This is a genomic window from Pseudomonas sp. GW821-FHT09A09 (genome assembly GCF_059418405.1).
Window position 1 is genome coordinate 1 of record NZ_JBWKPU010000050.1, and the last position, 13586, is coordinate 13586.

A 13586-nucleotide genomic window follows, 5' to 3' on the forward strand; every position below is an offset into this window, starting at 1 on the left:
GTTGCCCCTGTGCCAGCAGGTGTGCCGCTATCGCTGGCAAGCCAGCTCCTACACAGGAATCGGCGTCAAACCCCATTGTAGGAGCCGGCTTGCCGGCGATGACGCTGGGTCAGTTGCCCCTGTGCCAGCAGGTGTGCCGCTATCGCTGGCAAGCCAGCTCCTACACAGGAATCGGCGTCAAACCCCATTTGTAGGAGCCGGCTTGCCGGCGATGGCGGTGGGTCAGCTATCCAGGTTTCAGCGGGTGCCGCCCATGTACCGCTCGAAATTGTTGATGTGATCATCCAGGTTGTCTTCCAGCATCATCCGGTACTGATCGCAGAAATACTTGAGCATCGCCTCCCGCGCATCGGCCATTTCTGCGCCGGACTTGAAGTTGCGCGCGCTGGCCCAGGCGCTGAAGCGGGTGGCGCCGAACGTCATCGAGGCGCTGACTTCGCCAAGGTTTTCGCAGGTCTTGAGCTGCTCGTTCGACAGCTCGATATGTGCATCAGCACGGTCGTAGAAAGCTTGATCAGTGGCATCTGCCATGGCGGGGTTCCTGGGTGAGCGAAGAATGGCGGGCATTGGAACATATCCGCCAGGCGCCCCCCAAGCGGGAGACGTCCAGTCACTCAGCCCAACAACGCCGCAATCCACCGCGCCTGCTGGGCGACTTCCTGCCGCTTCTCGTCCGGCACCGCCTGACGTGCGCGCTCAAAGCTGGCCAGGGTTTTCTGTTTCTGGCGCAGCAGGTGCTGCCACTTGGCCAGGAACACCGGGCTGCGCGCCTGCATCTGCAGCGGGCCGAAGTACAGTTCTTCGCCGGTGTAGGTCACAGGCTCGGCGCGCTCGGCGACGATGATTTCGTAGTAGAAGCGGTTCTCCCGCAGCAGCTCTTCACGGAGGATGCGGTAGCCCTGCTCCATCAGCCACTGGCGCAACGGCTGCTCGCCGCCATTGGGTTGCAGGATCAGGCGTTCGTGACCATTGAGGTGCGCCTGGCCAGCGTCGAGGATGTCGCGGATGGTTTCGCCGCCCATGCCGCACAGGCTGATCGCAGTGATGCCGTCCTGGGGCTCGATGGCCGCCAGCCCGTCGGCCAGGCGCACCGTCACGTTCGCCTCCAGGCCGTTGTCGCGCACGGTTCGTTGGGCCGCGTGGAACGGCGTCGCCGCCACCTCCCCCGCCACCGCTGCCGTGATCGCGCCGCGACGCATCAGCGCCACCGGCAGGTAAGCGTGGTCCGAGCCGATATCGGCCAGGCGTGCGCCCGCCGGCACATTGGCAGCCACGCGCTCCAGGCGCTGGGATAAGGTGTGTTCGTTCAACGCGTTTTACTCTCCAGAAAATCGATCACGGCTGTTGGTCAGGTGCAACACCATGGCCGCCCGCGCGGCATCCGGGTCCTGGCGCTTGATCGCATTGAAGATCGCTTCATGCTCCAGGTTCGCCAACTGCCCCAGCTTGGCGAAGTCGGCGCCTCCACGCTCGGCGCCCTTGACCTGGGTGCGCGGAATCATCGCATTGCCCAGGTGCAGCATGATCTCGGTAAAAAAGGTATTGCCGGTGGCCTCGGCGATCAGTTGATGGAAACGCTTGTCTTCCTCCACGCAACTGTCGTTGTTGGCCAGCGAGGCTTGGTAGTCATCCAGCGCCTGGCGCATGTGGGTGAGCTGTTCATCACTGCGGCGCTGCGCGGCCAGGGCCACGGCCTGCACCTCCAACCCCAGTCGCAGCTCCAGCATGTTGCGCACGCTGGCGACGGTGTCCACGTGCAAGCGCAGTCCCTGCTGGGCAATTGGCGCCAGCACGAAGGTGCCAATGCCGTGACGCGTCTCCACCAGGCCCGAGGCCTGCAACTTGGAAATCGCCTCGCGCACCACCGTGCGGCTCACGCCGTGTTCACCGACGATGGTGGATTCCGACGGCAGTTTTTCACCGGGCTTGAGCTGCCCGAGCAGGATGCGCTGGGTCAGCGCGTCGACCACGCCTTGGGCCAGGTTGTTGGAGCGTTTACGAACAAGGGTTCCGCTTTCAATGGGCATCGCGACGGGTCCACGGGGCTGAGCTGGTGGGAGCTTAACACCCCGTCCGGAGCCCACGCTGACTCGATGCAAAAAACACTCAACTTGTATGACAACCAATCTTAAAGCGGTGAACCTCTCAGTCTCTGCTCGGAGGCCATGTGCCTCGTCAACCACGTACGCCCGCACGCACAAACCCCAACAAATACAGGGTAAATAACCAAACAACTCGGTTCACCTACCGCCTTATAAGAACAAAATCACTCCACCCTGCATTGCGAACCCAAGAAAACCACTTGTATGATGTCTATCAACAAAACACGCAAACCCGCATAAAAATAATCAGGGGGAGTTTTGAATTGTGAACAATTCAAACCATGCAGCTGCCACGTCAGAAACAGAGTCCGTGCTCGCGCGCACCGTCAGCAAAGTGAAGAGCCACGTGCTCCCACTGTTCGTGATCATGTTCATCCTCAACTACATCGACCGGGTCAACATCGGCTTCGTGCGTACGCACATGGAGCATGACCTGGGCATCGGCGCGGCGGCCTACGGCCTCGGTGCCGGGCTGTTCTTCATCGGTTACGCACTGTTTGAAGTGCCCTCCAACATGCTGCTGCAAAAGGTCGGCGCCAGAATCTGGCTGACCCGCATCATGTTCACCTGGGGCATCGTCGCCACGCTGATGGCGTTCATCCAGAACGAAACCCAGTTCTACATCCTGCGCTTCCTGCTGGGCGTGGCCGAAGCAGGCTTCTTCCCCGGGGTGATCTACTACTTCACCCGCTGGCTGCCCGGCGTGGAGCGCGGCAAAGCCATTGCGATCTTCCTCAGCGGCTCGGCCGTTGCTTCGCTGATCTCCGGCCCGCTGTCGGGCGCGTTATTGCAGATCGAGGGTTTTGGCTTCCACGGCTGGCAGTGGATGTTCGCCATCGAAGGCCTGGCCTCCGTCGCGCTCGGGTTCTTCGTGTGGTTCTGGCTCGACTCCAAACCCCACGACGCCAAATGGCTGACCCGTGAAGAACAGGACGCCCTGGTGGGCGCCATCGATCAGGAACAGCGCGAGCGCGAAGCCCTGACCACCGTCAAACCCACCCTCGGCAAACTGCTTAAAGACCGCCAGATCCTGCTGTTCTGCGTCTTGTACTTCTGCATCCAGCTGACGATCTACGCCGCGACGTTCTGGCTGCCGAGCATCATCAAGAAGATGGGCGACCTCAGCGACGTGCAGGTGGGCTTCTTCAACTCGATCCCCTGGCTGATCTCGATCATCGCCATGTATGCCTTCGCGTCGCTGTCGGGCAAATTCAAATTCCAGCAGGCCTGGGTCGCCGCCGCGCTGTTGATTGCCGCGGCGGGCATGTTCATGTCCACCACGGGCGGGCCGATCTTTGCCTTTGTGGCGATCTGTTTTGCGGCCATCGGCTTCAAGTCGGCCTCGTCACTGTTCTGGCCGATCCCCCAGGGCTACCTGGATGTGCGCATCGCCGCGGCCGTGATCGCGCTGATCAACTCCATCGGCAACCTTGGCGGCTTTGTTGCGCCGACCACGTTCGGCTTTCTTGAACAGACCACCGGTTCGATCCAGGGCGGCCTCTACGGGCTGGCCGGCACTTCGATCCTCGCCGCGATCCTGGTGTTCTTTGCCAAGACTTCGCCCTCTGCCGTGTTGACGTCGCCAGGCGCCGTACCCACCGGTGCCGCCATCAGCAAACCTCTTTGAGCTTATTTAGGAACGTGCCATGACCACTCCCGTTATCACTCACTTCCAGGTCATTCCGGTGGCCGGCCACGACAGCATGCTGCTCAACCTGAGCGGTGCCCACGGCCCTTACTTCACGCGCAATATCGTGATTCTCAAGGACAGCAGCGGCAACACCGGCGTAGGCGAAGTACCCGGTGGCGAACGCATCCGCGAAACCCTGGAAGACGCCCGCAGCCTGGTGGTCGGCCAACCCATCGGCCAGTACCAGCGCATCCTCAACCAGATGCGCAGCACCTTTGCCTCCCGGGACGCGGCCGGTCGCGGCCTGCAAACCTTTGACCTGCGCATCACCATCCATGCCGTCACCGCCATGGAAGCCGCGCTGCTCGACCTGCTCGGCCAGTTCCTCGAAGTGCCGGTGGCGGCGTTGCTCGGCGAAGGCCAGCAGCGCGACACGGTGAAAATGCTCGGCTACCTGTTCTACGTCGGCGACCGTAACGCAACAGACCTGGCCTACCGCAACGAGGCCGACGCCGAGGACGACTGGTTCCGCCTGCGCCACGAAAAAGCCCTGACTGCCGAGGCCGTGGTGCGCCTGGCCGAAGCGGCCAAAGCCAGATACGGTTTCAATGACTTCAAGCTCAAGGGCGGCGTGCTCAGTGGCGATGAAGAAATCGAAGCTGTCACCGCTCTGGCCGAACGTTTCCCGGATGCGCGCATCACGCTTGATCCAAACGGCGCGTGGTCACTCAAGGAAGCCATCCGCCTGTGCCGTGACCAGCACAAGGTACTCGCCTATGCCGAAGACCCGTGCGGCGCCGAAAACGGCTATTCGGGCCGCGAAGTCATGGCCGAATTCCGCCGCGCCACCGGTTTGAAAACCGCCACCAACATGATCGCCACCGACTGGCGCGAAATGGGCCACGCGATCCAGCTGCAATCGGTGGACATCCCCTTGGCCGATCCGCACTTCTGGACGATGCAAGGCTCGGTACGCGTGGCGCAGATGTGCAACGAATGGGGCCTGACCTGGGGTTCGCACTCCAACAACCACTTTGATATTTCCCTGGCGATGTTCACCCAGGTGGCGGCCGCCGCACCCGGCGATATCACGGCCATCGACACCCACTGGATCTGGCAGGACGGCCAGCGCCTGACCCGCGAACCACTGAAAATCGAAGGCGGTTATGTGAAGGTGCCGAGCAAGCCGGGCCTGGGCGTGGACATCGACATGGACGCCGTGGCCAAGGCCCACGAGCTGTACAAGGGCATGGGCCTGGGTGCCCGGGATGACAGTGTGGCGATGCAGTTCCTGATTCCGGGTTGGGCATTCAACAACAAGCGGCCTTGCCTGGTGCGGTAACGGCGTCGGCGGGTGCAGCCAGGGCCAGCTTCAACAGCTCCTTGCGCTGCATCCCGCGCTCAAGCACCGCCAACGGCCCTTGCCATTCAACGTCAACCAGCCGGCTCAGCTTGTGCCGGCTGAGTGATGATCCTGTTAGCCAATAGCTTTTGCCCTCGCGAAGGCTGATGGCGTTCAACAGCCAGTCCTCTCCTTGTGCCGCCAGCCATTGATCGATGGCGGCGTGGTGTTGATGGATCAACTCGCCTGCGTCCCATACCGTCATCTGCGCGATGCGTTGTGGCAGGTTGGGCGTGGCCGTCATCTGCTTCATGTCGGCGGCCAGGGCACCGGTCAGGTCGGCCTCGATGGCGGCCTGGCATTCGCCGAAATAGCACTGTGGCCACTCCGCTGAAAGGTTGGCGCGCCGTGCGAGCACGTCATAGGCGCGAGTATCTTGCGGCGTGGTCATTTGGCCGGTGAAGTTGAGGGTGTTGTCCAGGATCGCAGTGGCCAGCAAGGCCGCGCTGTGCGGGCTGATATGAGTCAACGCTTCGGCGGCCTCCCAGCGCAGGAATACCAGGGTAGCGGCTGCGCCGATTGGCTGAATATCGGCGGCGGTGCCAAGTCTCTGTGCCCAATAACGTTCAAAACCGGGATGGTGGTCGATCACTTCCCGTACGTTTTCAAGCTGCACGATCGGGTCGAAGTGATCGGGGTCGCTGACGTCCATCAGCACATACTCGTCGCAGTCCATTGGCTGATAATCGTCGAGGCGGGCGTCCCAGCCCAGAACGCTTGTGGAAATGCTCGCGTTGAGCGGTGCGCTACTCACCGCACGCGCTGCAATGCCCTGGTGGTTCAGCAACTCGGCGTAGGCGATGCAACAGGCGTAGGCGTCGATGTCCAGATACGCCGAGCCAGAAGTCACGACTCGCATGATGGGTTCTCCTTGAAATGCCGCTTCCTGGGTTGGAGCGTGAGGCCGAAGGACGTTCCCATGGGCGTATGACAAACGCATGACAGGCGCATTCACTCCAGTTGAGATTTCAAGCGCTAGGGTCTTTAAAACCTGCAGCACCAAAACTGGTCGCAATCGACCTGGCAGCAACGGTCAAATGTGGGAGCTGGCTTGCCTGCGATAGCGATACATCAGTTGGCACAGCGTTAACTGACACGCCGCCATCGCCGGCAAGCCGGCTCCTACACGACCTGTTGGTGGCCGTTGCTCACAAATTCCACCACCCGCGCCAACATCCGGTCACACGCCGCCAGTTGCTCCACGCTGATGAACTCATCTGGCTTGTGCCCCTGCTCCATGCTGCCGGGGCCGCAAACCACGGTGGGAATACCGGCCTGATCAAACAACCCGCCTTCTGTACCAAAAGCCACGGTGCCGAATGCACGCGAACCACAGAATTGCGCCACCCATTCAGCGGCCTGGCTTTCCAGGGAGGTGGCCAACCCCGGGTAGCTGGACAGCTCGCTGAAACTGATCGCCGACTGCGCGCTCACCGCCTGCATCGCCGGCAACAAGGTCTGTTCGGCATACCGCTGCAACTGCCGGGCAACCTGCCAGGGATCCTGGGCCGGCAACGAGCGCACTTCAAAATCAAAGGTGCAATTTTGCGGGACGATATTCAGTGCCTTGCCGCCGTTGATCACACCGGTCTGCACCGTGGAAAACGGCGGATCAAACCGCTCATCCAACTGCGGTGGCGACTTGAGTTCTTCGCCGAGCCGCACCAGCTCGCTGATCAAGCACGCCGCGTATTCAATGGCGTTGACCCCGGACGGCGCATACGCCGAATGGCACGCCGCGCCCTGCACCTCGCAACGCACCGCCAATTTGCCTTTGTGGCCCAGCACCGGCTTGAGCTCGGTGGGTTCGCCAATCACGCACAGCAGCGGCTTGACCGGCTGCCCATGAAACCGCTCGATCAGCGAGCGCACGCCCAGGCAGCCCACCTCTTCGTCATAGGACAAGGCGATGTGCACCGGCATACGCAACGGCGCCTGCAACAACGCCGGCACGCTCGCCAACACACAGGCGATGTAGCCCTTCATGTCGGCCGTACCGCGTCCATACAACTTGCCGTGTTTTTCCGTGAGCTCGAACGGCGCCACGCTCCAGCGCTGGCCGTCCACCGGCACCACATCGGTGTGCCCGGACAACACGATGCCCGGCACATCTACCGGGCCAATGGTCGCCAGCAGGTTGGCCTTGCTCTTGTGTTCGTTGTAGACCAGCTCACAGGCCACGCCGAGGTCCTGCAAGTAGGTGCGTACAAAGTCGATCAAGGCCAGGTTGGACTCGCGGCTGGTGGTGTCAAAACGCACCAGCTGGGCCAGCAGGTCGCGGCTGTTCATCGGTCATCCCCCGGCACGGCATAGCCCGGGGCGATGTGCGGGTTGAGGGCGCGGTCGATGTAAGCCTGCGATTGCCCGCGATAGGCCTGCCAGAGTTGGTCGAGGGCACCGATCGGGTCCTCCTCGACCCAGTCCACCCGCAGGTTGACGATGGGCCAGAGCAAGTCGTCGACCACCACCAGCGCCGCCGAATGCACCGGCCCCGCTTCACCGCCTCGCGCCTGCCCGGTGTGCAGGGCGGCCAGCAGGCGATCCGCGAGGGGGCCGGCAGCGTTTTCGAACGCGCGTACCATGGCGTCAATCACCCCCGAGCCCGCCAGCATGTTGCCCGCCGCCACACACTGCTCGCCGCTGACCGCGCCATGAATGCCGAGGGTCTGGGCGCCACTGAAATGCGCGGTGCGGCCTTGGCTGTCGATCACCGTCACCTGGCGATATTCGCTGTGGGCCTGCCCGGCCATGGCCGCCAGTGCTTCACCAGGTGTTGCGCCCTGCTCCAGCAGGTCCAGCACCTGGGGCCCGAGGCTGGGCAAGGTGATGTTCTGTGACGCCACTGCGCCCACGCCGGGCCGCAGCCACGGGCAACGGGCGCCCACGGCAATGCTCGACGAACTGATGGCAATGCCCAACTGGCCGGTTTCGGTGCAGCGGGCGACAACGGAAAACGTCATGGGGAGGCTCCTCAGTCGAGCACGGAAGGGTCAGCGTCGATCATCAACTGCTTCATTTCTTCAAAGTGCTGGCGCGAAAAATCCGCAATGCCTTCCCAGCCCCGTGCAGTTTTTTCTGCGACGTCATCCGACAGCACCCGCAGCGGTTGCCCGGTGGACCACGCCGTGACGAGGATCTGGCAGGCACGCTCCAGGGTCCAGATATCGTCGAAGGCTTCACCGATGGACGCCGCGGTCACCATCACACCGTGGTTGCCCATCAGCAGGCGGCTCTTGCCGTCGAGCAGCCCGGCCAGGCGCGCGCCTTCGGCTTCGGTATCCGCCATACCACCGTACAACTCGTCCACGGCCACGCGGTTGAAGTAACGCGCGGTGTTCTGGTCGATCGGCGGCACATGCGGCTTGGCCAGGCACGCCACCGCCGTGGTGTAGACCGGGTGCAAGTGCAGCACCGCGCGGGTGTGCGGCAACAGGCGGTGGATCTGCCCGTGGATCGACCAGGCGGTGGCGTCCACGTTCGGGTTGTCGGCGCAGGCCGGGTCATCGGCGTTGAGCAACAACAGGTCGCTGGCACGGATGCGCGAGAAGTGCTTCCACTTGGGGTTGAGCAAAAACTCTTTGCCATCGGCCGACACGGCGGCGCTGAAGTGGTTGGCCACCGCTTCGTGCATGCCCAGGTGCGCGATGATGCGAAAGGTCGCGGCCAGGTCGATGCGCGTCTGTTCTTCGAGGGATAACGCCATGAATCGGACTCCGCAGGGCGCGGCCGCAAACGAATGCGGCACGCGCGGGTAGGTTTACTGCGGCATCAGCGCCGCGATGTCGGCCTCGGTGGGTGCCTGGAAGTTGTACTTCTTCAGCAAGGCCGCGTATTCAGGCGTGGCGCGGTATTTTTCGAGGCCATCGAGCAGGGCTTTTTTCACCGTGTCATTGCCCTTCTTCACGCCGAAGCCGTTGAGCACCGGGTAGATCAGGGTGTCGGAAGAAATCACCACGCGGTTGCCCAGCTTGTCGATCACGCCACGGGCCACGGCGGCGTCGGTGATCTGGGCTTCAACCGCGTGAGCCAGCAAGGCCTGGGTGGTTTGCGGGTCGGTGCTGTATTCGCTGATCTGGATCGGCTTCAAGCCCTTGGCCACGCAATATTCCGCCGACAGTTTGTTCATCTGCGCCAGCCACGAGGTGGCGCCCATGGAGCCGATCTTGTGGCCGCAGAACTCTTCCGGGGTCTTGGGCTGGAAAGCGCTGTCCTTGAGGGTGAGGATCGACTCGCCGCTCTTGAGGTAAGGGATCATGTCGATGACCTTGACCCGCTCGGCCGTGATGTACATCGACGAGTTGGTCAAGTCGAAACGCCCGGCCTGCAGGCCGGTGATCAGGTTGGGAAAACGCGTGTCGAGGGTCTCGACCTTGCGCCCCATGACCTTGCCCAGGCCGTCCATGAACTCGATGTCAAAACCTGCCGGCTTGTTGTTATCCATGTATTCATAGGGAAAGAACGTCACATCGGAACCGGCGATGATCTTGCCGTCCTGCTGGAACGCCGAAGCCGCCAACGAAGTCATCGCAACCGCGGCGCCCAACAGGCATGCGGCAAGGGGACGAACACTCATACGAAACGCTGTCATGGTTTTTACCTGCAAGGGTTTGAGTTGGGTTAGGCAGTGGCTGAATCTTGTCCGGCCTGTTGCACGAAGAACGAGGCGCCACGGGGTTTCTGCGGCAAGCGCAGGTGGTTGTCCGTGGAGCGCACCAAGCCGCTCTCTTCACCGGCTACCAGCAGGCCGGCGTGTGCACTGGGCAACGGGTTTTCGCCGAATGGCAGCGCGTCTTCAGCGGCGTAGACGCTGATAAACAGAGTGCGCGGGAGTTCGGTCTCGTTAGGGCTGGAAGCATGCAAAAGCCGTGTGTGCATGAAGCACACGGAGCCGGCCGGGCCGTAGCAGGCCACCGGCTTTTGGCAGTGCTCCTCGACCACCGCGTCGTCCACCGAGCCAGTGAAACGCTGGTGCTGCCAGTGCGACCACAGCGGGCCTTTATGGCTGCCGGGGATCACGTTCAGCGGGCCGTTTTGCGGGGTCACTTCGCTGACCATCAGCAAAGCGGTGACGATGTCATCGTTGCTGTGGGGTGTGAACAGAAAGTCCTGGTGCCACTTCACCTGAGTCGCGGTGTGGGGCAGTTTGGAGTTGATCTTGCTGTGGTGAAAACGCGTGCCCTGGGCGCCGATCAACTGCGCGGAAATCGCTGCCATGCGTGAGTGCAACGCCACACGCTCATAGGCCGGGGAGATCTCGGTGGGCGAGCTGACCCGGCGCAACGACGGGTGATCGGCGCGGTGATCGCCTTCCAGGTCAAAGCGTTCGCGGCCATCGACGGTCGCGCCCCAACCTTTCTGGTGGCTTCGGCTTTCTTCTACCCATTGGTCGAAGTCCTGCTGCAGTGCGGCCACTTCGTCCTGCGACAACACGTCTTCGACCACCAGGAAACCGTCACGCTGGAACTGTTCGATTTGCGCTTGCTCGATCATTGTATTTTTTCCTGAACGTTGAGGGGGTCACGCCAGCGAGACGTCCTTGAGGAACGCCTCCACGCGTGGGTTGTGGCCGCTGCGCAGGGCGCCCGGCGTGTCTTCGCAGACCACGCGGCCCTTCTCCATGAACACGATGCGGTCGGACACCTTGAAGGCGAAGTTCATCTCGTGGGTGACGATCACCATGGTGATGCCCTCCTCGGCCAAGGCTTCGATCACTTGCAGCACTTCGTTGACTTTTTCCGGATCGAGCGCCGAGGTGGGCTCGTCGAACAGCATGATCTGCGGGCGCATCATCAAGGCGCGGGCGATGGCTACCCGTTGTTGCTGGCCGCCCGACAGTTGATGCGGGAACTTCCAGGCGTGGTCGAGCATGCCCACCTTGTGCAACAGCGCGTAAGCCTGTTGCTTGAGGTCGGTCAGGCGCCCCAGGCGGTGGTATTTGGGCGCCATCAGCAGGTTGTCGAGCACGCTCAAATGCGGGAACAGGTTGAAGCTCTGGAACACCATGCCGATGTTCAGGCGGTGCTCGGCGTGTTCGACAAATTGCGGCTTCTGCGCGCCGACCTTGTTGAGGTGAATGAAGGGCTGGCCGTTGATCCGGATCTCGCCGTTGTCCAGTTGTTCCAGGCCGTTGAGCAAACGAATCAGCGTGGTTTTACCGGAACCGGACGGGCCGATCACCGACACCACTTCGCCGGGCTGGATCTGCAAGTTCACCGAGCCGAGCACTTCAACGTTGTTGTAGGCCTTGTGCAGCCGCGCCGCCAGCAACGCCGGTTCGCCGTTGCTGGCTGGGCGCACCAACGCCGTGCGCTGCTGGGTGGCCAACGCCAGCACTTCAGCGTCCGGCACACGGGACACGTTGCGTTGGTTGACGTCGAGAAAGCGCTCCAGGCGTTTAAGCAGAAAGTCGAACACGGTGACGATGAACACGTAGAAAAACGCCACCGCCGCCATGGTTTCGATCACCAGGAAGTTCTGCGAATACAGGCGCTGGCCGACCATCAGGATCTCCGTGAGAGAGATCACCGACACCAGGGAAGTGAGCTTGACGATGGAGATGTATTCGTTGGCCAGCGAGGGCAGCGCCACCCGCAAGGCTTGGGGGATCACCACGCGCCACTGGGTACCCAGGAACCGCAGGCCCAACGCCCGTGCTGCTTCGCCCTGCCCCTTGTGAATCGAGAGCAAGCCGCCGCGATGGATCTCGGCAACGTAGGCGCTTTCACAGATCACCAGGGCCAGCAGGCCGGACCAGAACGGGTCCGCCAAAATCGCCGAGGTGCCGGGCAATGCCTGGGGCAGGTTGTAGATAAAGATCAGCAGTACCAGCAGCGGCAGACTGCGGAACAACCAGATATAACCACGGGCCGGCACGCTGAGCAGGCCGTGCCTGGATTGCTTGGCCAGCGCCAGCACAAACCCGAAGACGATGCTTAACAACCAGGTCAGGGTGCTGAGCTTGATCACCGTCCACGTCGCGCGCCAGAACTCGGCGTCGCCGAGCAAACCAAACATGTAGTGCCAGTCGAATGTCATCGTCGTGGTGCCCTGAATAAGTTGATCTACATCGATGGGTTGAGAGTCGTGGCGGGAGGTGGTCAGGGTCAATTCGTAAAAGCCGGGGCACTGGGTAGGCAGAACCTATGCAGCCATTTGAGAGCACTGATAACTCATGTGGGAGCTGGCTTGCCTGCGATGGCGGTGGCTCAGTCGACCCCTCATTTCCAGATAGACCGCTATCGCTGGCAAGCCAGCGCCTACCGGGGAGCTGTGTTGCGCCTGGCCAGAATGGTGCACGGGCAAAACCGCATGACCGCCCACGCCACCTATTGGTGCAAAATCAGCTCACGCCACTCATCACCCGCACCGCATGCGGGTCGAAAAAGCTCGGCGGTGCCATGCCGGGGATGTATTGGTCGGAGACAAACATGCGGCAACGCTCGGCAAACGCCGACACCACCCGCGACAACTGGGTGTTGCTGGCCGTGGCGTAGCCCAGGCGCATCGGGCGATGGGAGCCGGCCAGGCGCAGGCGGATCACGCGCTTGCCGTCCTGGGACACATTGGATTTGGGCCGCGCATTCGCGAAGGAATAGCCGATGCCGTTGCCGACCATGGCACGCACCGTTTCGAGGTTGGTGGAGCGCATGATGATGTTTGGCGTGGTGCCCGCCTGGATGAACAGGCTGAGGAAATAGTCGCGGCTCCAGGGCGTGTCGAGCAGCACCACCGGGTAGGCTTCGAGGTCTTGCATGCTCACCGCCGGCAAGTTCGCCAACGGGTGGTATTCGCCGACCATCACATAGGGCGGCAGTTGGGCCAGGGGCTGGAAGTCGATGTCCGGACTGGTCACCAGGTCGTAGGTCAGGGCGATGTCCAGCTCGCCGCTGCGCAGTTTCTCCAGCAGTTCCTCATGGTTGCCTTCGGCCTGGGTCAGCCGCACGCCGGGGAACGCACGGCCAAAACCGAACACCAGTTCCGGCGTGATCATCGGCGCCAGCGATTCCAGGCAGCCCACTCGCAACGGCCCGCGCACGGTGTTCAACGACTCCGAGGCGATGGTGTAGAGGTTGGTCATCTGCTCCAGGATCAGCTTGGCCTCCTGCATCACCTGGCGCCCGACGGCCGTGAGGGAAATGCCCTGGGCGTGGTGCCGCACAAACAGCTGGATGCCCAGCTCTGCTTCCATATGGGTGATCGCCGCCGAGATCGACGGCGACGACACATGGATGCGTTCAGCCGCAGCACTGATGCTGCCCGCCTCGCCGGACGCGACAAAATATTCCAGTTGGCGCTGAGTAATTCGACTGAGCATCACGCCTCCACAACAACAATGGGTGTACGTGATCGATAGTGCAGGGTTCGTGCCGGGTCACCGCGCCAGCCGATGAGGGGCACGGGCTTCGGTTTTTCCTAAGCACTACCGCGCACAAATGCTGGTTTCGCCGGAACC

General features: G+C 62.2%; 13 protein-coding genes. 2 read left to right on the forward strand and 11 right to left on the reverse strand.

Going from position 1 to position 13586, the window contains the following annotated elements; all coding sequences use genetic code 11:
* Window positions 1-237: 237 nt before the first annotated feature.
* From AC07OV_RS28160 to AC07OV_RS28170, 3 genes are all read right to left on the reverse strand, one after another.
* Window positions 238-531 (reverse strand): DUF3144 domain-containing protein, encoded by a 294-nt coding sequence (locus AC07OV_RS28160; RefSeq protein WP_494997445.1) that lies wholly within the window; start codon window positions 529-531, stop codon window positions 238-240.
* An 83-nt stretch (window positions 532-614) separates the two neighbouring features.
* Window positions 615-1310 carry a tRNA (adenine(22)-N(1))-methyltransferase gene (locus AC07OV_RS28165; RefSeq protein WP_495093428.1) on the reverse strand — a complete coding sequence of 232 codons (696 nt, stop codon included), beginning with the start codon at window positions 1308-1310 and terminating at the stop codon, window positions 615-617.
* A 6-nt stretch (window positions 1311-1316) separates the two neighbouring features.
* Window positions 1317-2027, reverse strand: a complete 711-nt coding sequence (locus tag AC07OV_RS28170; protein ID WP_495093429.1) for a FadR/GntR family transcriptional regulator — start codon at window positions 2025-2027, stop codon at window positions 1317-1319.
* 340 nt (window positions 2028-2367) lie between these two features.
* On the opposite strand from AC07OV_RS28170, the gene AC07OV_RS28175 reads away from it, so the two are divergent.
* Both AC07OV_RS28175 and gudD read left to right on the forward strand, forming a co-directional pair.
* Window positions 2368-3729 (forward strand): MFS transporter, encoded by a 1362-nt coding sequence (locus tag AC07OV_RS28175; protein WP_495093430.1) that lies wholly within the window; start codon window positions 2368-2370, stop codon window positions 3727-3729.
* A 19-nt stretch (window positions 3730-3748) separates the two neighbouring features.
* Window positions 3749-5074: a glucarate dehydratase gene (gene gudD, locus AC07OV_RS28180; protein ID WP_495093431.1), complete on the forward strand. Its 1326-nt coding sequence runs from the start codon at window positions 3749-3751 to the stop codon at window positions 5072-5074.
* Here the strand turns inward: gudD and AC07OV_RS28185 are convergent.
* From AC07OV_RS28185 to AC07OV_RS28220, 8 genes are all read right to left on the reverse strand, one after another.
* A complete protein-coding gene (locus AC07OV_RS28185) occupies window positions 5043-5993 on the reverse strand; it encodes a DHH family phosphoesterase (RefSeq protein ID WP_495093432.1) in 951 nt (316 codons plus the stop codon). The two genes, gudD and AC07OV_RS28185, sit on opposite strands and share 32 nt — an antisense overlap.
* Window positions 5994-6256: 263 nt before the next feature.
* Window positions 6257-7423 carry an acetylornithine deacetylase gene (gene argE / locus AC07OV_RS28190; RefSeq protein ID WP_495093433.1) on the reverse strand — a complete coding sequence of 389 codons (1167 nt, stop codon included), beginning with the start codon at window positions 7421-7423 and terminating at the stop codon, window positions 6257-6259.
* Window positions 7420-8094 carry a DUF1028 domain-containing protein gene (locus tag AC07OV_RS28195; protein WP_495093434.1) on the reverse strand — a complete coding sequence of 225 codons (675 nt, stop codon included), beginning with the start codon at window positions 8092-8094 and terminating at the stop codon, window positions 7420-7422. Before AC07OV_RS28195 ends, argE begins: the two co-directional genes overlap by 4 nt.
* 11 nt (window positions 8095-8105) lie before the next feature.
* Window positions 8106-8837 carry a class II aldolase and adducin N-terminal domain-containing protein gene (locus AC07OV_RS28200; RefSeq protein WP_495093435.1) on the reverse strand — a complete coding sequence of 244 codons (732 nt, stop codon included), beginning with the start codon at window positions 8835-8837 and terminating at the stop codon, window positions 8106-8108.
* Between the two features lie 54 nt (window positions 8838-8891).
* On the reverse strand, window positions 8892-9722 hold the full coding sequence (locus AC07OV_RS28205) for an ABC transporter substrate-binding protein (RefSeq protein WP_495093436.1): 831 nt from the start codon (window positions 9720-9722) through the stop codon (window positions 8892-8894).
* Between the two features lie 29 nt (window positions 9723-9751).
* Window positions 9752-10624, reverse strand: a complete 873-nt coding sequence (locus AC07OV_RS28210) for a phytanoyl-CoA dioxygenase family protein (RefSeq protein ID WP_495093437.1) — start codon at window positions 10622-10624, stop codon at window positions 9752-9754.
* Window positions 10625-10651: 27 nt separating this feature from the next.
* Complete coding sequence (locus AC07OV_RS28215; protein ID WP_495093438.1) at window positions 10652-12169, reverse strand: amino acid ABC transporter permease/ATP-binding protein; 1518 nt, start codon at window positions 12167-12169, stop codon at window positions 10652-10654.
* A 304-nt stretch (window positions 12170-12473) separates the two neighbouring features.
* Window positions 12474-13448 (reverse strand): LysR family transcriptional regulator, encoded by a 975-nt coding sequence (locus AC07OV_RS28220; protein ID WP_176998658.1) that lies wholly within the window; start codon window positions 13446-13448, stop codon window positions 12474-12476.
* Window positions 13449-13586 lie beyond the last annotated feature (138 nt).